Source organism: Rhizobium rhizoryzae (assembly GCF_011046895.1).
GTDB classification, from domain to species: domain Bacteria; phylum Pseudomonadota; class Alphaproteobacteria; order Rhizobiales; family Rhizobiaceae; genus Neorhizobium; species Neorhizobium rhizoryzae.
Genome location: NZ_CP049250.1, coordinates 1,881,678 through 1,904,268 on the forward strand (window position 1 = coordinate 1,881,678; position 22,591 = coordinate 1,904,268).

The 22,591-nt window shown below is 59.2% G+C and carries 23 protein-coding genes; 12 read left to right on the top strand and 11 right to left on the bottom strand.

Going from position 1 to position 22,591, the window contains the following annotated elements:
- Positions 1–10 precede the first annotated feature (10 nt).
- On the top strand, positions 11–199 hold the full coding sequence (locus G6N80_RS15005; protein WP_165134916.1) for a DUF3008 family protein: 189 nt from the start codon (positions 11–13) through the stop codon (positions 197–199).
- Positions 200–211: 12 nt separating this feature from the next.
- Here the strand turns inward: G6N80_RS15005 and G6N80_RS15010 are convergent, their stop codons facing one another.
- Complete coding sequence (locus tag G6N80_RS15010) at positions 212–571, bottom strand: YbaN family protein (RefSeq protein ID WP_062555946.1); 360 nt, start codon at positions 569–571, stop codon at positions 212–214.
- A gap of 164 nt (positions 572–735) precedes the next feature.
- On the opposite strand from G6N80_RS15010, the gene galE reads away from it, so the two are divergent.
- The 7 genes from galE to G6N80_RS15045 all read left to right on the top strand — a co-directional run bounded on the left by galE (position 736) and on the right by G6N80_RS15045 (position 5,986).
- Positions 736–1,725: a UDP-glucose 4-epimerase GalE gene (galE, locus tag G6N80_RS15015; protein ID WP_165134919.1), complete on the top strand. Its 990-nt coding sequence runs from the start codon at positions 736–738 to the stop codon at positions 1,723–1,725.
- A 16-nt stretch (positions 1,726–1,741) separates the two neighbouring features.
- A complete protein-coding gene (gene ung / locus G6N80_RS15020; RefSeq protein ID WP_165134922.1) occupies positions 1,742–2,437 on the top strand; it encodes a uracil-DNA glycosylase in 696 nt (231 codons plus the stop codon).
- 132 nt (positions 2,438–2,569) lie between these two features.
- Positions 2,570–3,496, top strand: a complete 927-nt coding sequence (locus G6N80_RS15025; RefSeq protein WP_062555546.1) for a VOC family protein — start codon at positions 2,570–2,572, stop codon at positions 3,494–3,496.
- A gap of 18 nt (positions 3,497–3,514) precedes the next feature.
- Complete coding sequence (locus G6N80_RS15030) at positions 3,515–4,123, top strand: alpha/beta hydrolase (protein WP_165134925.1); 609 nt, start codon at positions 3,515–3,517, stop codon at positions 4,121–4,123.
- 203 nt (positions 4,124–4,326) lie between these two features.
- Positions 4,327–4,677 (top strand): spore germination YkwD domain-containing protein, encoded by a 351-nt coding sequence (locus G6N80_RS15035; RefSeq protein WP_165134943.1) that lies wholly within the window; start codon positions 4,327–4,329, stop codon positions 4,675–4,677.
- A complete protein-coding gene (locus G6N80_RS15040) occupies positions 4,674–5,519 on the top strand; it encodes a DUF4214 domain-containing protein (protein ID WP_165134946.1) in 846 nt (281 codons plus the stop codon). Before G6N80_RS15035 ends, G6N80_RS15040 begins: the two co-directional genes overlap by 4 nt.
- Positions 5,520–5,575: 56 nt before the next feature.
- A complete protein-coding gene (locus tag G6N80_RS15045) occupies positions 5,576–5,986 on the top strand; it encodes a RidA family protein (protein WP_165134949.1) in 411 nt (136 codons plus the stop codon).
- A 3-nt stretch (positions 5,987–5,989) separates the two neighbouring features.
- Here the strand turns inward: G6N80_RS15045 and G6N80_RS15050 are convergent, their stop codons facing one another.
- The 8 genes from G6N80_RS15050 to G6N80_RS15085 form a co-directional block, all read right to left on the bottom strand.
- Positions 5,990–7,510 (bottom strand): pyruvate kinase, encoded by a 1,521-nt coding sequence (locus G6N80_RS15050; RefSeq protein ID WP_246251416.1) that lies wholly within the window; start codon positions 7,508–7,510, stop codon positions 5,990–5,992.
- Positions 7,511–7,672: 162 nt separating this feature from the next.
- Positions 7,673–8,242 (bottom strand): transglycosylase SLT domain-containing protein, encoded by a 570-nt coding sequence (locus G6N80_RS15055; protein ID WP_062555542.1) that lies wholly within the window; start codon positions 8,240–8,242, stop codon positions 7,673–7,675.
- An 82-nt stretch (positions 8,243–8,324) separates the two neighbouring features.
- Positions 8,325–8,906 (bottom strand): NAD(P)H-dependent oxidoreductase, encoded by a 582-nt coding sequence (locus G6N80_RS15060; protein ID WP_062555541.1) that lies wholly within the window; start codon positions 8,904–8,906, stop codon positions 8,325–8,327.
- Between the two features lie 413 nt (positions 8,907–9,319).
- Positions 9,320–10,735, bottom strand: a complete 1,416-nt coding sequence (locus tag G6N80_RS15065) for an FAD-binding oxidoreductase (protein ID WP_062555540.1) — start codon at positions 10,733–10,735, stop codon at positions 9,320–9,322.
- A 5-nt stretch (positions 10,736–10,740) separates the two neighbouring features.
- The gene (locus G6N80_RS15070) at positions 10,741–12,048 is read right to left on the bottom strand and encodes a cytosine deaminase (protein WP_165134952.1); all 1,308 of its coding nucleotides are present in this window, start codon (positions 12,046–12,048) and stop codon (positions 10,741–10,743) included.
- Positions 12,048–12,866, bottom strand: coding sequence for an ABC transporter permease (locus G6N80_RS15075; RefSeq protein ID WP_165134955.1), 819 nt, complete (start codon positions 12,864–12,866; stop codon positions 12,048–12,050). Before G6N80_RS15075 ends, G6N80_RS15070 begins: the two co-directional genes overlap by 1 nt.
- Positions 12,866–13,702, bottom strand: a complete 837-nt coding sequence (locus G6N80_RS15080) for an ABC transporter ATP-binding protein (protein ID WP_062555537.1) — start codon at positions 13,700–13,702, stop codon at positions 12,866–12,868. Before G6N80_RS15080 ends, G6N80_RS15075 begins: the two co-directional genes overlap by 1 nt.
- Before the next feature lie 293 nt (positions 13,703–13,995).
- A complete protein-coding gene (locus tag G6N80_RS15085) occupies positions 13,996–14,997 on the bottom strand; it encodes an ABC transporter substrate-binding protein (RefSeq protein WP_376748566.1) in 1,002 nt (333 codons plus the stop codon).
- A gap of 197 nt (positions 14,998–15,194) precedes the next feature.
- Here G6N80_RS15085 and G6N80_RS15090 point away from each other — a divergent pair, with 197 nt between their 5' ends.
- The gene (locus tag G6N80_RS15090) at positions 15,195–16,157 is read left to right on the top strand and encodes a LysR family transcriptional regulator (protein ID WP_062555536.1); all 963 of its coding nucleotides are present in this window, start codon (positions 15,195–15,197) and stop codon (positions 16,155–16,157) included.
- On the opposite strand, the gene G6N80_RS15095 is transcribed toward G6N80_RS15090, so the two are convergent.
- On the bottom strand, positions 16,158–16,955 hold the full coding sequence (locus G6N80_RS15095; RefSeq protein ID WP_165134961.1) for a creatininase family protein: 798 nt from the start codon (positions 16,953–16,955) through the stop codon (positions 16,158–16,160).
- A gap of 113 nt (positions 16,956–17,068) precedes the next feature.
- Entirely contained in the window at positions 17,069–17,983 is a 915-nt protein-coding gene (locus tag G6N80_RS15100; RefSeq protein WP_062555534.1) for a DMT family transporter, read from the bottom strand.
- A 169-nt stretch (positions 17,984–18,152) separates the two neighbouring features.
- Here G6N80_RS15100 and G6N80_RS15105 point away from each other — a divergent pair, with 169 nt between their 5' ends.
- The 3 genes from G6N80_RS15105 (at position 18,153) to fosX (ending at position 22,589) form a co-directional block, all read left to right on the top strand.
- On the top strand, positions 18,153–19,451 hold the full coding sequence (locus tag G6N80_RS15105) for an adenylosuccinate synthase (protein ID WP_062555533.1): 1,299 nt from the start codon (positions 18,153–18,155) through the stop codon (positions 19,449–19,451).
- A gap of 60 nt (positions 19,452–19,511) precedes the next feature.
- Entirely contained in the window at positions 19,512–22,031 is a 2,520-nt protein-coding gene (locus tag G6N80_RS15110; protein ID WP_165134964.1) for a hypothetical protein, read from the top strand.
- A 132-nt stretch (positions 22,032–22,163) separates the two neighbouring features.
- Entirely contained in the window at positions 22,164–22,589 is a 426-nt protein-coding gene (gene fosX, locus G6N80_RS15115; RefSeq protein WP_165134967.1) for a FosX/FosE/FosI family fosfomycin resistance hydrolase, read from the top strand.
- Positions 22,590–22,591 lie beyond the last annotated feature (2 nt).

A 22,591-nucleotide genomic window follows, 5' to 3' on the forward strand; every position in this document is an offset into this window, starting at 1 on the left:
GGAGTTTGTCATGCCTGCAAAATCGAAAGCACAGCAGAAGGCTGCCGGTGCAGCGCTTGCTGCCAAGCGCGGCGACATCGAGAAAAGTGAACTCAAAGGGGCTTCGAAAAGCATGGAGAAATCCATGTCCGAGAAGGAGCTTCACGACATGGCGTCCACCAAGCGCAAGGGAAAGCCGCAGCATGCGGCCAGCCAGTAAGTCTCTTGTGGCTCAGGTGCTGTCCGGTCTCGTGACAATGAAGATCGAGGAGCCGGCCAAAATGGCGAGCACGAGCAACGCTCGCCACAGAGGCGGGGAGGTGCCGAACAGGAAGATGCCGTAGCTGACAGCCATCATTCCGACTGCCAGCATCTTTGCGCGGCGCGGTATCGCCCCTTTTTCCCGCCAGGCAATGAGCGGCGGGCCGAAGCGCGGATGGTTGAGAAGCCAGGCTTCCAAACGTGGTGACGAGCGGGTGAAGCAGGCAATGGCCAGAAGCAGGAAGGGCGTTGTGGGAAGCAGCGGCAGAAACGCACCCAGCAGACCCAGACCTACGAAGAACCAGCCGAGAGCCAAGTAGACCAATCGCATGAGAAATGCCGCATCCTGTTTGTTGCCTCGCACGATAGCCGAGACGCAAGCGTGGCGGAAATCTTTTCTTCGTGTCTCAACTTCCCCGGCATCGCGCAATGCTGGCATTTGCTACAGCCAGCTATATAGTCGCGCCGTGGATTTTGGGGAGCTTCGAATCATTCATGGTACAAAAGAAGGTGCTGGTCGTCGGCGGTGCGGGATATATCGGTTCTCACACCTGCCTTGTGCTGAATGAGCGTGGCTACCAGCCCATTGTCTTCGATAATCTTTCCAACGGGCATTCCGAATTCGTACGCTGGGGACCTCTGGAAGAGGGCGATATTCGCGACCGCGCACGGCTCGATGAAGTTTTTGCAACCCATAAGCCGGATGCCGTCCTGCATTTCGCGGCGCTGATCGAAGTGGGAGAATCGGTCAAGAATCCGGTCGCCTTCTACGACAATAACGTCATCGGCGCGCTTACCCTCCTTTCTGCCGCCATGGATGCAGGGGTGCAGAATTTCGTCTTCTCCTCCACCTGCGCGACCTATGGTCTGCCGCAACAGGTGCCGATGGACGAAAGCCACGGGCAGGCACCCATCAACCCCTATGGCCGTACGAAGTTCATCATCGAGCAGGCACTGAAGGATTACGGGCAATACAAGGGCCTGCGCTCCGTCATGCTGCGTTATTTCAATGCGGCCGGTGCCGATTTCGAAGGGCGTATCGGCGAATGGCACCAGCCAGAGACGCATGCGATACCGCTCGCCATCGATGCGGCACTCGGTCGCCGTCAGGGCTTCAAGGTCTTCGGTTCCGATTACGATACCCGCGACGGCACCTGCGTGCGCGACTACATTCATGTGCTGGATCTGGCGGATGCGCATGTGCGCGCCGTGGATTATCTCTTAAGCGGTGGCGAGACGGTGGAGTTGAACCTTGGCACCGGCACGGGAACGACAGTGAAGGAGTTGCTGGCGGCGATTTCTGCCGTCTCCGGCCGACCTTTCCCGGTGGAGTATGTTGACCGCCGCGAGGGCGACTCCACATCTCTTGTTGCTAACAACGACAAGGCAAGGGCTGTGCTTGGCTGGGAGCCTCGTTACAGTCTGGACGATATCATTCGCTCCGCCTGGAACTGGCATTCGCGCAGCAACCATCCGATTACCTGAAGCGGAGCAGACGAACATGACGGAGCAGACTGTGAAACTGGAAGAGAGCTGGAAGGCCGCTCTCTCCGGCGAATTCAACAGCGCCTACATGTCCGACCTGCGGGCCTTTCTGCTCAAGGAAAAGGAGGGGGGGAAGCATATCTTTCCCAAAGGCTCCGAATATTTCCGTGCGCTGGACCTGACGCCGCTCGATCAGGTGAAGGTCGTGATCCTGGGACAGGATCCCTATCATGGCGCGGGCCAGGCCCATGGCCTGTGCTTCAGCGTGCAGCCCGGCATCCGCATCCCGCCTTCGCTCGTGAACATCTACAAGGAAATGCAGAGTGACCTTGGCATTCCTCCGGCAAAGCATGGTTTTCTGGAACATTGGGCAAAGCAGGGCGTACTGCTGTTGAACAGTGTTCTGACCGTGGAAGAGGGCAAGGCTGCCGCCCATCAGGGCAAGGGATGGGAGCGCTTTACCGACGCGGTCATCCGCGCCGTCAACGAGGACTGCAGCCATGTTGTCTTCATGCTCTGGGGGTCTTACGCGCAGAAGAAGGCCGCCTTTGTGGATCAGCGCCGTCATCTGGTGCTGAAAGCACCGCATCCATCGCCGCTTTCGGCTCATAACGGCTTTTTCGGATCAGGCCATTTTTCCAAAGCCAACGCCTATCTCATCTCCAACGGACGGGAGCCGGTGGATTGGCAATTGCCGGAACGACCAGCTTAAATTAGTTCACTCCAATTTGTGAACAATGCGTTCTGATTGTTCAGTCTATGAAACCTTTGCGTCTCGCGCCATCTTCCGGTTCAGACAAGCGGCGCGAATAACCGCAGCCGCAGGGATCGAAAGAGTTCTGCCATGTTGAACCAGATCAAGGGACTGCATCACGTTACGTCGATGGCAGCCAATGCCAAGACCAACAACAGCTTCTTCACTGATACGCTCGGCCTTCGCCGGGTGAAGAAGACCGTCAACTTCGATGCGCCGGATGTCTATCATCTCTACTACGGCGACGAGGTTGGCACGCCCGGCTCGGTCATGACCTATTTCCCGTTCCCGCACATCGCCAAGGGGCGTCCCGGCACGGGCGAAGTTGGAACAACCGTCTTCTCCGTGCCGCAAGGATCGCTCACCTATTGGGGCAATCGTCTGGCCGCCAAGGGCAATCTGGAACTGAAGGCCGATGAGGCTTTCGGGGAAAAGCGCCTGAACTTCTTTGGTCCGGATGGCGATGGCTTCGCACTGGTCGAGGTGAAGGATGACGATCGCGCTGCCTGGACGGGCAATGGGGTCGATATCGACCACGCCATTCGTGGTTTTCACTCCGCTTCCATGCGGTTGCGGGACGAAGGCGCGACGGCCGAGCTCCTGAAGTTCATGGGTTATGAGGAAGTGGATCGCGCCGATGGGGTGGTGCGTCTGGGCATTCCCGGAGGCAATGGTGCCGATTTCATCGATATCGAGACGATGCCGAACATCGCGCGTGCCAATCTCGGTGCCGGCTCGGTGCATCACATCGCGTTTGCCGTCGAAAACCGTGAAAAGCAGCTGGAAGTCCGCAAGGCTCTGATGGACACCGGTTATCAGGTGACCCCGGTTATCGATCGCGATTACTTCTGGGCCATCTATTTCCGCACACCGGGTGGCGTGTTGTTCGAAATCGCCACCAATGAGCCCGGTTTCGACCGCGACGAAGATACCGCGCATCTGGGCGAAGCACTCAAGCTGCCAACGCAGCATGCGCATCTTCGCTCCTATCTCGAAGAGCATCTGGAAAAGCTTTGAAGCTTGAGGATTTCGACCATGACAATGGAAAGCTATGTGCACCGGGCGCGGCCCGGTGCGACCGGAGCGCCGATCTTTTTTGTCTTCCATGGTACAGGTGGCGATGAGAACCAGTTCTTCGATTTCGCCAGCCGGTTGGCGCCGAATGCCACGGTGATCTCCCCCCGTGGCGATGTGGCAGAACGCGGCGCGGCGCGCTTTTTCCGGCGCAAGGCGGAAGGGGTCTACGATCTGGATGATCTGGCGCGGGCGACAGTCCAGATGGCCGCCTTCGTCGCCGCCTGCAAACAGCACTACCAGTCTGGCCCTGTCATCGGGCTTGGTTTCTCGAACGGTGCCAATATCCTCGCCAATGTGGTGATCGAAAAGCCGGACCTGTTCGAGGCTTCCGTGCTGATGCATCCGCTGATGCCGTTCGAGCCCAACCCACGATCTGGCCGCGGCAAGGTTCTGATCACCGCAGGCGAGAACGATCCGATCTGCCCGGTTCCCCTGACCCAGGCGCTGGCGGATTATTTTGCCGCGCAGGGCGAAGAGGTTCAGGTGGAATGGCATCCAGGCGGGCATGAAATCCGCGGCAATGAAATCGAGGCGGTGAAAGCGTTCCTCGCGCCATACACAGCCTGATCGGCGTCTGAGGCGGTGCTGTCGCCGCCTCATACTATCCATCAGAGTATTTCTTTTCCGCATTACTTTTGATTGTACGCGCTGAATTTTGCGCGGGTCGTGTACAAATGAACTGTATGCAGTCTATACCTAAAATTTGACACATGTTAACGTGGTCCCACCGAAAAGTATATGACATTGCTTCATATTTGGAGGGATTGGGCATGCCGACGAATTATTATACAGACAGCTCTCAGGATGGTCTCTCGGCTGCCGAACTTGAGCTCTACAACCTCATCATGAACTATCGGGCGACGCTGGGTCTGCCCTCCATTCCGCTCTCTGTCGGATTGACCATCACGGCAGGTCGCCATGCGCTGGACCAAAGCGAAAACATGGGCGGCTATAACGGCCACAGCTGGAGCGATGCGCCTTACGACAGCAACAACAATGCGACCTGGACCAACATGTGGTTGGCCCCGCAGCGCTTGAACACGAGCTACAAGGCTTCCACGGGCATCGACTTCTACGGATACGAATCAGCACGGGCATTCCTAATAACGGCGGGACCATGACCCCGGCTGATGCGCTGAAAAGCTGGCAGGGTTCGGCACCGCATAACGATGTCATCACCAACAAGAATACCTGGTCGACCATGACCTGGAACGCCATCGGTGTCGGCATCTACAAGGGCGTTGCGCATGTCTGGTTCGGCAAGGCTGCGGACCCGGCAGGGGCGCCGGTCGTCACCGGACCCATGACCGGCGGCGAGGGGAACGACATCCTCTCCGGCAACGACCAGAACAATGTGCTGCAGGGTTTTGGCGGCAATGATCGTCTGAACCAGAGTGGTGGCGCGGACACCATGGATGGCGGCAATGGCGTGGATACGGCCGTCTATACAGGCAAGCGCTCGGATTATCGTCTCGATACGACATCGACCGTCAGGATCGACAAGCTTGGTGGCGGCACCGATACGCTGATTTCCATCGAGCGCATTCAGTTTTCCGATGGCACGCTAGCCTTCGACAAGGGCGCCGGGGAGATTGCCGGTTCGGCCTATCGCCTGTATCAGGCGGCCTTCGAGCGTACACCGGATACCGGTGGGCTGTCCTTCTGGATCAAGGAAATGGACAAGGGCGTCCGCCTGAAGAATGTCGCGGAAAACTTTCTGGCGTCGCGAGAATTCGTGCAGACCTACGGCACGGCGGCCACGGTTACCAACACCAAATATGTCGAGCTTCTATACCAGCATACGCTGGGTCGCGCCTTCGACCAGGGCGGCCTGAATTTCTGGGTTTCCCGCCTGGACACAGGCACGAATGACCGCGCCGATCTTCTGGTCCAGTTCTCGGAAAGCCCGGAAAACCAGGCGCGCGTTTCGGCAGCCGTGAAGGATGGCATCTGGTACGTGTGATCCGCATCCGGCGGTGCTAAGTTCTTTATGATTTTAAAGAATCACGGGAGCCTCGAATGCCGGACAGCGTAAAACAGGTCTTCAACCCGCCATCGGTCCGCAAGCCTTTCGGGGCCTACAATCATGGGCTTCTGGTGCCGCCGGGAGCCTCACTGCTGGTCACATCCGGCCAGCTTGGCATTGCGCCTGATGACAGCATACCACGGGATGTGACGGCGCAGGCCGAACTGTGCTTCGAGGCGATCAGGGCCATTCTGGAAGAGGCCGGCATGACATTTGCCGATGTCATCCGCATATCGGGCTTCGTGACGAAGCGTGAGGATTTTGCCCCGTATATGGCGGTGCGCGATCGCTACACGCTGGATCCGAAACCGGTCTCGACGCTGATCATCGTCAGCGGCTTCACAAGACCTGAGTTTCTGGTGGAGGTGGAAGTCACGGCGGCAAAACTGCCGGAAGTGCTCTAGGAATTACCACGAGTTCAACGCCCGCAGCATCGGCGTCTTCTTGACCATGTGCTCGTCCATCTTGGCGAGCAAATAGTCCAGCAGTTCGACGGCCTCGGCCACAGCTGGTCCTTTGTTCAGCATCACGCATTCGGCGCGGGCGGCCATCGCGGCATCCGTCATTTCGCCGCGGGAGGGAAGGCCGTCCTTGACCAGATCTTCCAGAACCTGCGTGGCCCAAATTGTGGGAACGGATGCTGCCTCGCAGATCCAGAGGATTTCCTCCTGCATTTCCGCCACGCGCTCGAAACCCAGTTCCGCCGCCAGATCGCCACGGGCAATCATGACGCCGAAGGGGCGGTGCGAGCCGGCGGCAGCGGCAATGAGTGCCGGGAGATTGTGAACCGCCTGCGGATGCTCGATCTTGGCAACCAGCCCAAGCGGCGTCTTCCGGGGCGGTAGTTTCTCAAGGGCTGCCTCCAGCAGATCAATGTCCTCCGGCCTGCTGACGAAGGAATAGCCGATCATGTCGGCGCAGGTGACGACGGTGGCCAAGTCGGTTTCATCCTTGGCGGTCAGGGGAGAGAGGCCCAGCACCGTATCCGGCAGGTTCAGACCCTTCTCGGGCTTCAGGCGGGTTCCGCCGGTCTTGCAACGGTTGACGCGGATGAGTGCCTCACCGCGGGTCAGCGCCTCCACGGTGCCTTCCAGCTTGCCATCGTCGTAGCGGACCCGATCTCCGATCGAAAGGCGGGTTACGATTTCCGGCAGGGAGACAGACGCGGATGCCTTGACCTCGTTATCGAGAAAGGGCTCGCCATTGGCCACCAGTCGCAGCATGTCGCCCAGTTGCAGCTTGAGCTTCTTCTCCGGCAGCACTTTTTCCGTTCGGATCTTCGGGCCTGCGATATCCATGAGGATCTTGACGGGCGAACCGAATTTTTGCGCCGCCGCCCGCACATGCCCCGCCATGGCAAGCCAGCATTCGGGATCGTCATGGGCGCTGTTGATACGAGCGATGTTCATGCCACGGCGGACCAGATCCTCGATGAATTCCGGCCTTCCCGCAGCATCGCCCGGCAGCGTTACCATAATACGGCCGCGCCGGTGGGCAGGGGCGGCACCCAGCAGGCGCTCGGCTTCACGCGCCAGAGCAGCTTCGCCGAAAAAGAAAGTGTCTTCGTTCGGTCTGGCGTGTGGTGTCGTCGTGTCGGCGTGAGGGGCAAGCGTTGCCAGCACGGCATCCAGCGTCGGCAGAACGCGCCCTTCCAGACGCCCCAGCGAAGAAAGACCCTGCACCATCAGCCGCCTTTGCAAGGGGCGCAGATCACGCCTGCGCAGGGCAAGATAATGCAGGAGGTTCAGGGTACGCCGGGTTTCGGAGGCGTCCAGATCCTTAGCCTGCAACTGCTCGGTAAACGCTGCGCCCGCTTCCTCGGCCACCTCTTCGCGCAAGGAAAGAAGCTCGGCGTAAAGCGCCGCCATCTCGGTAGAACCGGCTCTGCTGTCACCGAGAGAATGGATCTGTGGCTGAATCGTTGGCATATCGTCTCTCCGCATTGGGCACGTTCATGCTGTGCCGTGCAGATGACATGGATATGATCGCAACCGTCGCAACCTTGCGGTTAAACAAATCCGCACGCCCGGATCACAAGAAAAGTTTATGAAACAAGCATTTTGCGTGAGCTTTGCGGATTTCGTGAAGGGTCAATAACCACAGGCGCGCAATTGCCGCTCATAACGTTCGGCTATGCCTGCGGAGCGCTGGGCTGCTGCACGAATGGCCGAGGTGAACTGGCCGCGCTCATAGCCTTTGTGTCCCGCGTAATAGGCAAGATAGAGGCGATAGGTATCATTGAGCGCTATGCCGTTCCGCTTGTTGCTCTTGTTGTGATACCAGCCGACGAAGTGAATGCTATCGCCGAAATTACTGCGGCTTGCGCCCCAGCTGCCGGTTTCGCGCTTGTAGACCGCCCAAGTGCCATCCAGCGCCTGTGCGTAGCCGTAAGCTGTGGACGGCCTGCTCCACGGAATGAATCCGAGCAGATACGTCCGCTTCGGCCGTGCATAGGCCCGGAAGCTGGATTCAGTGTAAATCGTGGCCATCAAGACCGGTACAGGCACGCCATATTGGCGGGAAGCATGTCGTGCTTCTCGTGCCCAGTTGTTGAAGAGCCCGTCGCGCTGCTTGAAGATTGCACACGCATTATCAATCCTGCTTGGCGCTGTTCCGCAGCCAGCAAGAAAGAGAAGGGCGATGAAAAACGCATAACGCATCGCTGGTCCTCTCGATCTGACAGAACCATGACAGCTAAGTTTTAACTAAACCTTTACGGATTGCGCCCTCCCGAACTCGTGTTCAGAAGGCTTCCATATGCGCCTTGACGCGGGCCATGAAGGCGGCGCGCGTCTCATCCGTGCAATTGTTCATGTCATAATGGGCGAGATAGGAAACGGGCGCGCCAGGCTTGATCTGCACCCGCATCACGCGGGTTACGATCTTCTTCGGCGGATTGCCTGCCAGAAAGGCACGCATGGGTGTGGCGCCATAGGTCACAACGGCGGAAAGTTTGCGAATGTGCCGCAGCGTCGGGATCAGTTTTCCTTCCTTGAGATCGAAGGAAACACCCGGCAGCCAGACGCGGTCGAAGTAGCCCTTCAGCATGGCCGGGAAACCGAAGTTCCAGATCGGCGTGCAAATGACGAGGCCCTCCGCCTTCAGAAGGCGTTCCACATAGGTTTCCAACCCCGCCATGTTCTGCGGATAATCATGATAGATCCGCCGTCCCTCCGCGCTCAGCACGGGATCGAAACCCTCGGCATAGAGATCGCAAGCGTCCACCTCATGGCCTGCATGGCGAAGGCTGTCGCAGGTCAGGCGAAACAGGGATTTGCCGAAGCTTTCTTCGACAGGGTGGGAATGCAGAACAAGAACGCGCATGAGTCAAAGCTCCAAATCTTGCGGCCTCCTGCTGGAGGCCAGATCAAAGACTTCCGCGCCGTTTGTCCCAGCGGTTTCCTGCCTCGCCGCCCAGCCGAGGCAAAGAAACCGCCATATTCATGAGCCGGATCTGCTCCGGCCGGGAGTACCTTCGGAATGGTGTTGTGGTGGCGGTGGCTTATCTTTTGTTCCTGAATTCCTTTTGTAAACGACCCCCTCTGTCCTGCCGGACATCTCCCCCTCAAGGGGGAGATCGATTTGCGGCTCCCGACCGCTCTCCGTCAGGCTGGGCGGGCGCGGCAAAGACAGTTGGCAAGCTGGACGAGCGATCGCTCCTTGCCAATCTCCCCCCTTGAGGGGGAGATGCCCGGCAGGGCAGAGGGGGGTGCTTCTATGACGCGATGCTGAGCGTTTTACTCCCCCGCTTCGGCAAAGGACTGAAGGCCGGGGAAGAGGTAGTTCTTGCCCGCCTTGAAATCGAAATCCGGGTTCTCCCAGGCAATCATCTTGCCGGGGTTCAGCAGGCCCTTCGGATCGGTTTCCTTCTTGAAGGCAAGCTGTACCTCGTCCGTCTGCTTCATGCCGCCTTCTTCCAGCGTATAGCGGTGCGGGTTGAAGATCGGGCAGCCGTGATCCTCATGGATCTTGATGATCTCTTCCAGCCGTTCCTTCGTGGTGTAGCGCACGAGCGGCAGACCGGCGCACTGGATGTTGCCATCGAACTTGATGAATTCCAGATGGCCCGGAACTTCATCGCCGAAGATTTCCACCATCTTGCCCACCTTCGCCACGTGATCCGGACTTGGGTACTGGACCTGAAGATAGGTAAAGCTCGGATCGACCTTCAGGGCGCGCAGCGTCGTGTGGTTCCAGCCAAGCTCATAAGCATGTGGTATGCCCTTCATGCTTTCCACCTTGTCGGAGCGGAAGAGGATTTCGCCCTTCATACGCTCCGTCAGTGCCGTAAACGCATCGATGGCATGCGGCGCAATCATCACCACGACAATGGACTGGCCGCGATGACGGATGAACGGCTTGTGGCGTGGGAAGTAGTCATAGGGGATAGGGGCTGCAATCGGCGCGATTTCCTTCAGCAGCAGCCCGTTCTTATGGGCCAGCGTATCGGCAAAGCGCACTGCATCCATGAAATCATCATAGCCCACCAGCACATCCACCCAGTCATAGGCGGGTGCGAGCGGCATTTCCACCTCGGTGATAATGCCATTGGTGCCATAGGCATGGCTGACCTTCTGGAGATCCCAGGCCGTCAGTTCCAGCACACGCGGCTCTGCTTCCATGGTCACGACGCGAAGTCTAAGGATGTTGCCGAGATCGCGGAGACCGCCCCAGTGGATGGAGCCGACGCCACCGGAACCGCCGGCGATGAAGCCGCCAATCGTCGCCGTCTGTGCAGTCGAGGGATGGAAACGAAGCTCTTGCCCGGAATGGGCCTTCGTCTGCCGGTCGAGTTCGGCGATGATGATGCCGGGTTCGCAGATCACGCGGCCGGGGTGAATTTCCTTCACCTTGTTCATGTTGATGAGGTTGAGCACGATGCCGCCGGACAGCGGCATGGCCTGACCATAATTGCCGGTTCCTGCACCGCGTGGCGTTACCGGTACGCCATGGGCAAAGGCTACTTTCAGCGTGCGGATAACCTCTTCTTCCGTGGTGGGGGAAACCACCAGATCACCCGTCACGCTGTCCAGCTCTTCTTTCAGGATTGGAGAGTACCAGTAGAAATCGCGGCTTTTCTGGCGCACCAGAGCCGGATTATCTTCTACCGCGATGCCTTCCAGTTCCTGTTTGATCTTTGCGTAATCGGCCATGGCGCTCACTTCATCAGGATTGGGTCAAGGTCACGATAATCCGGCAGGCGGCGGTCGATGCCCATGCCATTCCGCATTACGATGCGGTCCGCCTGCGGACGGGAAAGAAACTCGCTCCAGCGACGGGCGCTGAACAGAATGAGGTCTGCCGGTCCACCCGGCTTGATGCGGCCAATGTCAGGTCTTCCGAGAATGTCGGCCGGGGTGGTGGTTACCACGCGCGCTGCCGTATCCAGCGGATGGTCGAGGTGGAGAATGCGTACGGATTCGCGGAACACTTCCACGCCATCCAGATCGCCATAGGCGTAGAAGGGGTCACGGGTGTTGTCGGAGGCCACGGCAGTCTTCACGCCCGCTGCTGCCAGTTCGTGAAACAGCGTTACGCCCCGCCAGCGCGGCGTTCTGCCTGCATGGCGATCCTGCAGATACATGTTGCACATGGGCAGCGAGACAACCGAAAGTCCGGCCTTGGCCACGAGATCTATCGTTTGCTTGGCGAGATCATCATCCTGTCGTGCCAGCGAGCAGCAATGGCCGACGGTGACCGCACCGTCGAAGCCGGTTTTCAGCTTTGTTTCGGCAATGGTCTTCAGCGTCAGGACCTGCTTGTCTTCCGTCTCGTCCACATGGAGATCAATGTCTAGACCGTTGTCGGCAGCTGCGCGAAACAGCGTTTCCAGGATCTTTTCGAAATCCGGCAGAATGCGTGTCGCACCGCCCAAGAGACCGCCGTGGCGCTTGGTGACCGCAACGATATCGCCGAAAACGGTTTCATCGAGGACTGATTCCAGGGGCAACAGGGCCACGGCTTGCAGGGCGATCCTGTCCTTCCAGTCGTGCTTCAGCTCCGAAAAAACCTCGAAGGAAATGCCGTGCTGCGGCGGAATGCTGTCCAGATGCGTGCGGATCAGCTTCGTGCCGTGGGCATAGGCCGTCTTCAGTGAGAACTCCATGCGCGCGCGCACGTCATCAGCTGACCAGTTGGCAGCGCGATCTGCGCCGACATTTTCCAACGCGCCCATGAAAGAGCCATCCGGGTTGCGCCGACGCTCCCAGATATGGCCCTTGTCCAGATGCGTGTGCATATCCACCAGGCAGGGCCAGACCATGCCGTCGCGCATGTCGAGGCTGGGCAGGGCAGCGGGCGCTGTGCCGGGGGAAAGCACGCTTTCCACCTTGCCATCGCCGATCACCAGGTCGGCAGTCACAAGCCCTTCTTTTGCGGGGCCAGAAAAGCCTTCCACCGTCACGGCGGGCAGGGTGGCGTTGGCCAGCACGAAATGGGGGGCGTCGGGCAGTTCGCAAAAGCTCATCAGTTTTCTCTTTTCAGGCTGCTTTCATGCCAGCGGTGAAGACTGAGCCAGGCGATGAAAGAGGTGATACCGAAGATCACAACGCCAAGGACGGACAAGAGGATCAGTGCCGCGAACAGGCGTGGAATGTTCAGTCGATACTGCGCTTCCAGAAGACGGAAAGCGAGGCCAGAACCGGCACCGGCGGAACCGGCTGCAAACTCCGCCACCACCGCGGCAATCAGCGACAGGCCGCCACCAATGCGTAGGCCGGTCATGAAGTAAGGAAGCGATGCCGGGAGCTTCAGATAGATCAGCGTCTGCCAGCGAGAGGCGCCATAGAGATCGAACAGGTTCAGGAGGTTGTGATCGACGCTCTTCAACCCCTGCACCATGTTGGAGAGAATGGGGAAGAAGGCGACGAGAAAGGCGCAGACAAGCAGCGCCACCTGTGTCGTCGGCGCATAGATCAGGATCAGCGGCGCGATGGCGACGATCGGCGTGACCTGAAGGATGACGGCAATGGGATAGAAGGCCGTCTCGATCCATTTCGACTGGATGAGGAAGACGGCGATACCCACCCCGCCGATCAGCGCCAGCGCGAGCGCCGCCAGCGTAATCTGCGTCGTGACCCAGAGCGCCGGGGCGAGCGTGCCCCAGTCTTTCACCATTGCCCCGGCCACGGCGCCCGGGCTTGGCAGAATATATTGCGGCACGCCGGAGAGCGTCACCGTCAGGTGCCAGATGAGGATCAAGGCCACAACCACGCCGACGGGGATCAAGACGCGCAGGACCGTTTCGCGGTGCTGGCGGGCGAGGGAGGGTGACGCGGCATTCATCAGTGCATCTCCATGGCGGCACCGGGCCCCATCGCTTCGAGAAGAGAGGCCGAGACTTTCTCGCAGGCGGCGCGATATTCTTCCGATGTGCGGTAGAGCGGCCCGCGCTCGAGGCTGGTTTCCAGCGGGAAATCCGCATGCACGCGCCCCGGACGCGCCTTCATCACCACGATGCGATTGGAAAGATAGGCGCTTTCGAACACGGAGTGGGTGACGAAGATGACGGTGATGCCGGTTTCCCGCCACAGGCGCAGCACATCATCGTTCAGCTTCTGGCGCGTAATCTCGTCGAGTGCCGCGAAGGGTTCGTCCATCAGCAGCAGCTTCGGCTTGGTCACGAGCGCGCGGGCGATGGAAACGCGCATCTTCATGCCGCCGGACAGCTCCCGCGGATAGGCCTTGGCGAAATCCTTGAGGCCCACGGTTTCCAGCGCTGCCATGATTTCATCGCTCGCCTGAGCTTTGGAAACGCCTCGCAATCTCAAGGGAAGGTAGACATTGCCGAACACCGTCTGCCAGGGCATCAGCGTCGGTTCCTGAAACACGAATGAGATGTCGCCTTCCGGCAGGCCCTTGGCGTTGATGCGGGAACTTGGCCAGTCGATGCTGCCGGTCGTCACGTCACCCAGACCGGATATGATGCGTAGCGCCGTGGATTTGCCGCAGCCGGAGGGGCCGAGCAGGCTGACGAACTCACCGCCAGCGACGGTCAGCGACATATCCGACAGCGCAAGCGTGCCGCTGGAGAAGCTTTTCGAGACATTCGTCATCACCACGAGCGGGCGCTTGTGCGGAGTGCTGGGTGGCGAGGCTTCAGGCGATTGCAAATCTGTCATTCCGTCACGCGATCAGGAGGTCGGTTTTTCGGTATTCTTGCAGACGACAAACGGGTGTAGTCACCCCCCCCTCTGTCCTGCCGGACATCTCCCCCTCAAGGGGGGAGATCGATGTTTGGCTCCTGCTCTCTTCCTACCAAAACCCTTGTCTTCGCAGGATGCTATTTCCCAGTCTATCGCTTCGTTCAGGATGCTCGCGATGATGGGTGGCGAAGAGGGTGCCATTTGCAAATCTCCCCCCTTGAGAGGGAGATGTCCGGCAGGACAGAGGGGGGTAACATGTGCCAGCGAATTTATTTCTTCAGCGCCATGCCAACGCCCTTGCAGACGAACTTGGTGGTGTAGGCCTTCTTGTAATCCAGATCCTTCGGCAGCGCGTTGATCTGCACCATCTCATCGAAGAACTGCTTGTAGCGCGCATCCGTCATGCAGCCGATGCCTTTGGTCAGAGCCTCGCCGGATTCCAGAATGCCGTATTCCTTCATCTTCTTGATGGAATAGGCGATCTGGCCATCCGTCATTTCCGGATTGTCCTTCTTGATCAGTTCGTTGGCCTTCTTGTTGTCGCCGTAGATATAGTTGTACCAGCCTTCGATGGAGGCATCGACGAAGCGCTGCACCACATCCGGCTTCTTGTCGATCATGCCTTGAGTGGTGGTGATCATGGTGGAGTAGGGGCTGTAACCCGCGTCAGCCAGCAGAAACACCTTCGGTGCCCAACCGGCCTGTTTCTCGATCTCGTAGGGTTCCGAGGTCAGATAGCCCTGCTGGGCAGACTTCTTGTCTGCAATGAACGGCGCCGGGTTGAAGGTATAGGGCTTGTACTGCTCTTCCTTGAAGCCCTTGAAGTTCTTCTTCATCCATTCGAAATAGGTGACGTAGCCGTCCTTGCCCATGAAGATGGTATCGAGCTTGGCCAGATCCTCGAACTTCTCCACGCCAGCATTGGGATGCGCCAGCAGAACCTGCGGGTCCTTCTGGAAGATCGAGGCGACCGAAATCATCGGAATGCCTTCCTTGACGGCATCCATGTCGCCCAGCGGGCCGCCCATGTAGAAATCCACCTTGCCCGCAATCAGCAGCGAGCGGTTGGCAGCATTCGGACCGCCCTGGATGATCTTCACCTTCAGGCCGTGCTTCTCGTAGGTGCCATCGGCTACGGCCTGATAGAAACCGCCGTGTTCTGCCTGCGCCAGCCAGTTGGTGCCATAGGAAACCTCATCGAGGGCAAGCGCGGGGCCGGTGCCCGCCAGCATCAATCCCATGGCCAGTGCGGCAAGCCCGGTTTTCGACATCATGTGCTGATCCATCCGTCTGTTCCCTTTTTTGGTGAGGTAAGCCGTCAACGACTTCCTTTTCTGCATTTCAGCCATTGCAATTGCGCTTTGAAAAGCATCAAAATTCGCTCGGATTGATGCCTTTCCGGCATCGCTCGCCAAATGTTTGCCCAAGGGCCACGCAGTGATGAAAGCTTAAGCAGCAGGTTGACCCCATGTTACATTCGCGCAAGCTTCAATATATTGACGAAATTGCCCGTTGTGGCTCCATTCGGAAGGCGGCGGCGCATCTGAATGTCGCCTCTTCTGCCATCAATCGTCAGATCCTGGCACTGGAAGAAGAGTTGGGCGTGCCGATTTTCGAACGCCTGCCGCGCGGCCTCAAACTCACGGCTGCCGGTGAATTGTGCATCGAACATATTCGCGATGTGTTGAAGGCCTATGACAAGCTGGAAACGCGCGTGCGCGGTTTGAAGATGCCGCAGGCGGGGCGGGTGTCACTCATCTCCACTGTCGGGCTGGCGGCGGGGCCGCTTCCGGAGATCGTCGCCAAATTCGTGGAAAGCCATCCGCGGGTGCGCATCCAGCTGGCGATTGACGGTGCGACGACGACGGCCAATCCTGTTCTTGCCGGTGAGGTGGATATCGGCATCGGCTTCAATATTCCGGCGATACCAGGCCTCAGAACGATTGCGACTTTCGACATACCCATCGGGGTCGTGCTACCGCCGGATCATCGGCTGGCGAAGGAGGCGGGACCGATCGACCTCGTCAAAGTGGTGCAGGAACCGCTCGTGCTGGCCCAGCCGGGAATGAGCCTGCGCAACATGATCAACCTCATTCTGGCACCATTGCCGGTTCCGGTGGAGCCTGTCGTAGAATCAGCAGGGCCTGAGACGCTGCGCTATCTGGTGAAAAAGGGCGTGGGGCTGACATTCCTCAACCCGCTCGATGTGATTGGCGAATGCCAGCGCGGCGAGCTTGTGTTTCGTCCGCTGACGGAAAGCTATCGCCGTCACCAGCCGATGAAGCTGTTTGCCCGTTCGCGCGCCACGCTGGATACGGCAACCAGCCTGTTCATCGAGTTTCTGCTGGCCGAGCTGACGCAGATCGTTGCGGAACTGGAGGCAAAGGGCCATGTGCCGAAGCAGGGCAGTGCTGTTTCGCAGCGGGATTGATCACGGCGTGTAGAGGTTCGAAAGCGGATAGTTCTGCAGATCCTGCAGCAGCTCTATGAAGCCGGCCACCTGATGTTTGCAAATGGCTTCGCCCTTCGAGGCGGTGCCATTGGCGGCATTACCGACCACGCCGTCCGGGTTGAGGTCATGGGCGATCCACGCCAGCGAGTGGGGCGGAAGGGGTTGCAGGAAGCGCGATCGGCTCTTCATCCATTCGGCTTTCGATTCGAAATTCTGCGCATGTTCCATATGCACAAGCTCTGGCCGGAAGTAGAGCATCAGCGATGTTTCCACGTCGCCGCCATGAATGCCGAAAGCCTGCTCGTGCGCGCTGACCATGCCTTCCGGGTGGCCGAAGCGACCCCACTGGGTTGCAACCGCGGCCATGCCGAAGCGCACGCGCATCTCGCGCGAGACGATGCTCATGATGTCCAGATTGCCGCCATGGGAATTGACCATGACCAGCTTTTTCACGCCTGCCTGCGAAACCTTTTCACCGATTGCCGTCCACATGGGGATCAGAAGGTCGGCGCCGTAGGAAAGCGTGCCCGGACCATAGATATGTTCATTGGCCTTGCCGATTTCCTGCGTGGGAAGAACGAGAATATCGAGATCGTCCGGTCGCTGGTTCTTCAGTTCCGCCAGCATGCCGTTGGCAATGGCCACATCGGTGGCAACGGGCAGATGCGGCCCGTGCTGTTCGGTGGAGGCCAGCGGCAGGATGGCGATTGTCTTTTCCGCATCCAGCTTCGCGAAGTCGCGGGTGTTCAACTCATTCCAGTAAAATGGCTTGGCCATGGCGCGGCTCCTCGTAATCGAATAGCCATGGCTTAAGCCAAAGGCACCGCGCACGAAAAGCGCCAAATTCCGTGCGGCTCGCTGCTTTTTTGCGTTCGCTGATGCCAGCTTCGTCAGGTTTGCTTCGGTTTCCAGCGTTCGGCAATCGCGATGCCGCCGAGTGCCAGCACCAAGGCAATCACGTGAAAGGCTGCAAGTTCCTCACCCAGAATGATGACGGAGAGCAGCGTGCCGAACACCGGAACGAGATTGATGAACAGGCCCGCCCGGTTGGCGCCGATATGAACGATGCCCTGGACATAAAAGATCTGGGCCACCAGCGAGGCAAAGAGGGCCGTGTAAAGCACAGCAAGCCAGCCGGGTGCATCTGGCCAGATGGCGGTGCCGCGCGAGATTTCCCAGCCGACCAGGGGGATGGTGCAGATGAGGGCAGCAAGCGCCGGGATTGCCATCAGCGTGCGCCAGTCAATGGGCGGGCGCCAGCGCAGCAGGATCGTATAGGCGGCGTAGCCAACAATTGCGCCCAGCATCAGCACGTCGCCAAAATTCATCTCAAGCGCAAGCAGGCTTTTCAGATCGCCATGCGAAGCCGTGAGGGCAACGCCGACAAGGGTCAGCGAAAAGCCCAGCACCTGGGCTATCGAGATGCGGATGCGAAAGAGAATCAGATTGGCCAGGAAGATCAGAAAGGGAATGGCCGCCTGTTCGATCGTGGCATTGATAGCCGTCGTGTAGTGTACGGCAGAGTACAGGAGCACGTTGAAGAGAGTATAGCCGATGGCGCCCAGCGTAAACAGAAGCGGCAGATGCTGGCGCGCGACGGGCCAATCCTTTTTCAACTGCGGAATGGAGATTGCAAAAATGATGGCGCAAGCAAAGGCCCAGCGCCACAAGGTCAGCATCATCGGGCTTACATGGCCAATGGCAAGCTTGCCGACAACAGCATTGCCACCCCAACAGAGTGCTGCAATGGTGAGGAAAAAATACGCTCTGATATGCAATTCCGGCTCCCGAATGGATGCGGACATGGCGTCGTTGCCCGCTCCTCTGGCAGGGGAGATAGCCTTTCAGTTTGTGATATGTCACGCAAAAACGGTCTATCAACGCATAAACGGGTCGCTTTCCGCTAAATGACACAGTATAGATGCGCCGGTTTGAGCGGGTGAAAGGCCCGCGGCACAGCAGGAAAGCTCAGAAATGACGAATGTCGTGGTAATCGGTTCGCAATGGGGTGACGAAGGCAAGGGCAAGATTGTCGACTGGCTTTCTGAACGTGCAGATATCGTTGTGCGCTTCCAGGGCGGCCATAATGCCGGGCATACGCTCGTTATCGATGGCGTCAGCTACAAGCTCTCGCTGCTGCCTTCTGGCGTCGTGCGTCCGGGCAAGATGGCTGTCATCGGCAATGGCGTTGTCGTCGATCCGCATGCGCTGATTGCGGAAATGGGCCGCCTGAAGGACCAGGGCGTCGAAGTGACCCCGGAAAACCTGCGTATCGCGGAAAATGCGACGCTTATTCTTTCCATCCACCGCGAACTGGACGGCATGCGCGAAGATGCGGCCTCCAACAGCGGCACGAAGATCGGCACCACCCGCCGCGGCATCGGCCCGGCCTATGAAGACAAGGTCGGTCGCCGCGCGATCCGGGTCATGGATCTCGCCGATCTCGACGCGCTCGACGCCAAGGTCGACCGCATCCTGACGCATCACAATGCGCTGCGCCGTGGTTTCGGTGCGCCGGAAGTCGAACATTCCGCCATCATGGAAGAACTGACTTCGATTGCGGAGCGCGTTCTTCCTTTCATGGATTCGGTCTGGCGTCTGCTGGACAAGGAGCGCCGCAAGGGTTCGCGTATTCTGTTCGAAGGTGCACAGGGCTCGCTTCTCGACATCGACCATGGCACGTACCCCTTCGTGACCTCTTCCAACACCGTTGCCGGTCAGGCTGCTGCCGGTTCCGGCATGGGTCCGGGATCGCTCGGTTATATCCTCGGGATTACCAAGGCCTACACGACGCGCGTTGGCGAAGGTCCGTTCCCGACCGAGCTCACCGATGAAATCGGACAGTTCCTGGGCGAGCGTGGTCATGAATTTGGCACAGTTACCGGGCGTAAGCGTCGGTGTGGCTGGTTCGATGCGGCGCTTGTGCGCCAGTCGGTCGCCACGAACGGTATTACCGGCATCGCGCTGACCAAGCTGGATGTGCTGGACGGTCTGGATGAATTGAAGATCTGCGTCGGCTACAAGCTCGACGGTCAGGAAATCGATTATCTGCCCGCAGCCCAGGCAGCCCAGGCCCGGGTGGAGCCAATTTATATTACGCTTGAAGGCTGGAAAGAGTCGACTGTTGGTGCGCGCAGATGGGCGGATCTTCCGGCTCAGGCCATCAAATATGTTCGTCAGGTGGAAGAGCTGATCGGTGCACCGGTCGCACTTCTGTCAACCAGTCCGGAACGGGACGACACAATACTTGTGACCGATCCGTTTGAAGATTAATCTTCAGCGCTATCTGCCTTTTCACTCGGCGTGAATGCTGGTGAGCAAGAGAAAGTATCAATGGCTGATTTTGTAGCAGTTATTCGCCGAGCCGTGGATGGCTTGGCGAACAATACGCCCGAGATGCGCATCCGGGTTTACGAGAAGGCGCGCGGTGCGGTTCAGCGACAGCTGGAAAGCATGAAGCCGCAGCCCTCGGAAGACATGCTGCGTCGACAGATGGAAAAGCTGGAAGCTGCCATCCGGGATGTCGAAGCTGAACATCGGGAGGCCGCGCCGCCCGATGACGATGCATCTTTGGCTGCTGCACAACCGGATGAGGCCATTGCCGAAGCGCCTGCGGAGCCAGTGCAGGCCTATGAGGAACCTCCCGAGGCCGCTGCTGCCGAGGAAGCTCAGACTGAGGCCTATCATCAGCCGCAGGACGAGCAAGAAGCAGAGCCCGTATATGGTGACCATCATCAGCAGTCCGAGCCGGAACCTCTTCCGGTTCAGCCCTATGATGTGTCTGGAGGCCACTACGCCAGCCAGGACGCTAGCCAGGCCGAGCCGGAATGGGTGAACCAGCCCGTCGCAGACGCTTCCTCTGAACCCTACCAGCCAGATCATTCCGATGACGCGCTGGTCTCCGTGGAAGCGGAGCCAGATGCACGTTCCAATGATCCCTTCGCCGATGAAGACGATGTCGAGACCGCGCGTCCCGCTCCGCCCGTCCATCACGGCCATTTCGATCAGGCGTCCATTGCCACGGACGAAGCCGTCATCGACAGCAATGCCTGGGTGCAGGCGGAAACCGAAGCCACGCAACCCGATGAAGCATCGGAAGCCGATGCGGCTGTTGATGCGCCGGTCGATGCATACGAGGCGCCGGTGCCGGAACGCCCGGTCAGTGTCGCACCCGCCTGGCCCGATGCGCCGTCCACGGCGCCGGTCGTGGGGGAATACAGTCAGCCGGAGCCCGTCGTCGATTGGACGCCGGACGAGGTTCCTGTGCGTGCATCCCGGCCAATGGAAGAGCATGCCTGGGCCGACGAGGCCGATTACAAGGATGCGCAGCCCGCTGAGCCCTCTGCCAAGACCTTTGACGACAGCGCTGCCGCCGAGCTTTTCTCTGCTCATTTCGAAGAGCCGACCCATGTGGCGACGGACGCGCGCATGCCGCCCGTCTCGGATTTTCCGGATCTGGACCCCGCCCCATCGCAATCCAGAGGGCCGGAACTCGAGCCGCATGATCCTTTCGCCGAGTTCATCAGTGCCAAGCCGGAGCCTGCGACAACGGCGAAGCCTGAACCTGCCGACGCCGATCCCTGGAACGACCTCGAAGAACTGATCGGCTATGACAAGACCAAGGCCGCTGCGGCTGCCACGGGCGTTGCCGCCGGTGCTGCGGGCGTTGCGGCGGCACGGGCCGCGACAACGTCCGATGTCAAGCCACGGGACCAACTGGCTGAAAATCAGGAACTGGAAGAGCTCATGGCTCAACCGGTTGCACGTCCTTACCGGGTCGCGCCAAAGCCCAAGCGCAACTATGTCGGCATTCTGCTCGGCGTTGTCGGTCTGGCGATCCTTGCAGGCGGTGGCTATGCCATCTGGCTCAACCGTGATGCGCTGAGCGGTCTGATCGGTGGCACGGATAGTGCCGCGCCTGCGGTTCAACAGACGGGCCAACCGGCGGGTCAACCTGCGCAGACGGCGACGCCTGCTGCCCAGACCCCGCCTGCAAAACAAACGGCAGCCACGACACCGGCGGCGCAACCGGCCACCGCTGCCAAGCCCGGCGAACCGCAAAAATTCACCCAGCGTCTGATGCCGGACGGCACCGAAAAGGATAGCGGTTCCGGCGGTCCAGCCGGTACAGCGGGCAATCAATCCGTTGCACAGGTTTCGCCGCCAGCCGCTTCAGCCCAGCCGCCCGCTGGTACTGCCGCACCCGCCAATGGTGCGCCTGCGCCAAACACTGCAGCCGGCGCAACGGCCCCTGGCGTTCCGCCATCCAGCCAGCCCGCCAATACGGTTGCTGTCGCTGGCAACAAGATCTTCCTCTATGAGGAGCGGGTCGGACAGTCTTCGCCGACCGCGGTTGAAGGTTCTGTCTCCTGGTCGTTGCAGAAGGAAGCGGTCGAGAATGGCAAGACCGAGCCCGCCGTCCAGGGACGCATCAGCATTCCGGGACGTGGTCTGACGGCGCTTGTCACATTCAAGCGCAATACGGATCCTTCTCTTCCGGCAAGTCATCTTGTGGAGTTCGTCTTCTCGCTGCCGCCGAACTTCGAAGGAGGCTCCATCGACAGCGTCCAGCGGATTTCCATGAAGCAGACGGAGCAGGATCGCGGCGATCCGCTCGTGGCGGTACCGGCAAAGATCACGCCGGACTTCCACATGATCGCTCTGAACGACTTCCCGGATGCGCGTGCGCGTAACCTCGATCTGATCAGAAGCCGTGACTGGATCGATGTTCCCCTCATCTACAGCAATGGTCGTCGCGCGCTTTTGACGATGCAGAAGGGTGATGATGGGCGCAAGGCGTTCGATGAAGCCACCCGCGTCTGGCAAGCGGCGGCCCCGCAGCAGGGGCAGTAACAATCCCCATACGTCCGATTTCGAGATCCCGGTTGCCAAAAGCGACCGGGATTTTTTATTTGATCCCAACCATCATCATGCCGACGTTTCTGTCGGGCAGACTGGTTTCATCAACCGGAATTGGAGCCGAAGATGCAAGCGCTCAGCCACATTACCTTCGTCGTTAGCGATCTCGACCGCATGGAAAAGATCGTCACGCGTGTTCTGAAAGGTCGAAAGGTCTATGACAGCGGCGAGACGAGCTTCTCGCTGTCGCGCGAGCGGTTTTTCCTGATTGGCGCGGAGCCCTCGGCGGTCTGGATCGCAATCATGGAAGGCGAGGGGCTCTCCCATCGCAGCTACAACCATGTGGCCTTCCGGATCGAGCCGTCGGACATGGACGAGCGCCTCAAGGCCATAGAGGATCTCGGGCTCGAATTGAAAGATCCGAGATCACGTGTGGAAGGAGAGGGTCAGTCGATCTATTTCTACGACGACGACAATCATCTCTTCGAACTGCATACCGGTACACTTGAGGAGCGGCTGAAGCGTTACGCCGCTCCTGAGGCAGATGTCTAGAC

Bases quoted from the DNA above. Each gene is read 5' to 3' on its own strand.
- galE (WP_165134919.1), top strand. From the start codon at position 736: ATGGTACAAAAGAAGGTGCTGGTCGTCGGCGGTGCGGGATATATCGGT.
- G6N80_RS15050 (WP_246251416.1), bottom strand. From the start codon at position 7,510: ATGCCAACGATTCAGCCACAGATCCATTCTCTCGGTGACAGCAGAGCC.
- G6N80_RS15065 (WP_062555540.1), bottom strand. From the start codon at position 10,735: ATGGCCGATTACGCAAAGATCAAACAGGAACTGGAAGGCATCGCGGTA.
- G6N80_RS15055 (WP_062555542.1), bottom strand. From the start codon at position 8,242: ATGCGTTATGCGTTTTTCATCGCCCTTCTCTTTCTTGCTGGCTGCGGA.
- ung (WP_165134922.1), top strand. From the start codon at position 1,742: ATGACGGAGCAGACTGTGAAACTGGAAGAGAGCTGGAAGGCCGCTCTC.
- G6N80_RS15025 (WP_062555546.1), top strand. From the start codon at position 2,570: ATGTTGAACCAGATCAAGGGACTGCATCACGTTACGTCGATGGCAGCC.
- G6N80_RS15035 (WP_165134943.1), top strand. From the start codon at position 4,327: ATGCCGACGAATTATTATACAGACAGCTCTCAGGATGGTCTCTCGGCT.
- fosX (WP_165134967.1), top strand. From the start codon at position 22,164: ATGCAAGCGCTCAGCCACATTACCTTCGTCGTTAGCGATCTCGACCGC.
- G6N80_RS15105 (WP_062555533.1), top strand. From the start codon at position 18,153: ATGACGAATGTCGTGGTAATCGGTTCGCAATGGGGTGACGAAGGCAAG.
- G6N80_RS15040 (WP_165134946.1), top strand. From the start codon at position 4,674: ATGACCCCGGCTGATGCGCTGAAAAGCTGGCAGGGTTCGGCACCGCAT.
- G6N80_RS15005 (WP_165134916.1), top strand. From the start codon at position 11: ATGCCTGCAAAATCGAAAGCACAGCAGAAGGCTGCCGGTGCAGCGCTT.
- G6N80_RS15095 (WP_165134961.1), bottom strand. From the start codon at position 16,955: ATGGCCAAGCCATTTTACTGGAATGAGTTGAACACCCGCGACTTCGCG.
- G6N80_RS15045 (WP_165134949.1), top strand. From the start codon at position 5,576: ATGCCGGACAGCGTAAAACAGGTCTTCAACCCGCCATCGGTCCGCAAG.
- G6N80_RS15110 (WP_165134964.1), top strand. From the start codon at position 19,512: ATGGCTGATTTTGTAGCAGTTATTCGCCGAGCCGTGGATGGCTTGGCG.
- G6N80_RS15075 (WP_165134955.1), bottom strand. From the start codon at position 12,866: ATGAATGCCGCGTCACCCTCCCTCGCCCGCCAGCACCGCGAAACGGTC.
- G6N80_RS15060 (WP_062555541.1), bottom strand. From the start codon at position 8,906: ATGCGCGTTCTTGTTCTGCATTCCCACCCTGTCGAAGAAAGCTTCGGC.
- G6N80_RS15070 (WP_165134952.1), bottom strand. From the start codon at position 12,048: ATGAGCTTTTGCGAACTGCCCGACGCCCCCCATTTCGTGCTGGCCAAC.
- G6N80_RS15100 (WP_062555534.1), bottom strand. From the start codon at position 17,983: ATGTCCGCATCCATTCGGGAGCCGGAATTGCATATCAGAGCGTATTTT.
- G6N80_RS15010 (WP_062555946.1), bottom strand. From the start codon at position 571: ATGCGATTGGTCTACTTGGCTCTCGGCTGGTTCTTCGTAGGTCTGGGT.
- G6N80_RS15085 (WP_376748566.1), bottom strand. From the start codon at position 14,997: ATGTCGAAAACCGGGCTTGCCGCACTGGCCATGGGATTGATGCTGGCG.
- G6N80_RS15030 (WP_165134925.1), top strand. From the start codon at position 3,515: ATGACAATGGAAAGCTATGTGCACCGGGCGCGGCCCGGTGCGACCGGA.
- G6N80_RS15090 (WP_062555536.1), top strand. From the start codon at position 15,195: ATGTTACATTCGCGCAAGCTTCAATATATTGACGAAATTGCCCGTTGT.
- G6N80_RS15080 (WP_062555537.1), bottom strand. From the start codon at position 13,702: ATGACAGATTTGCAATCGCCTGAAGCCTCGCCACCCAGCACTCCGCAC.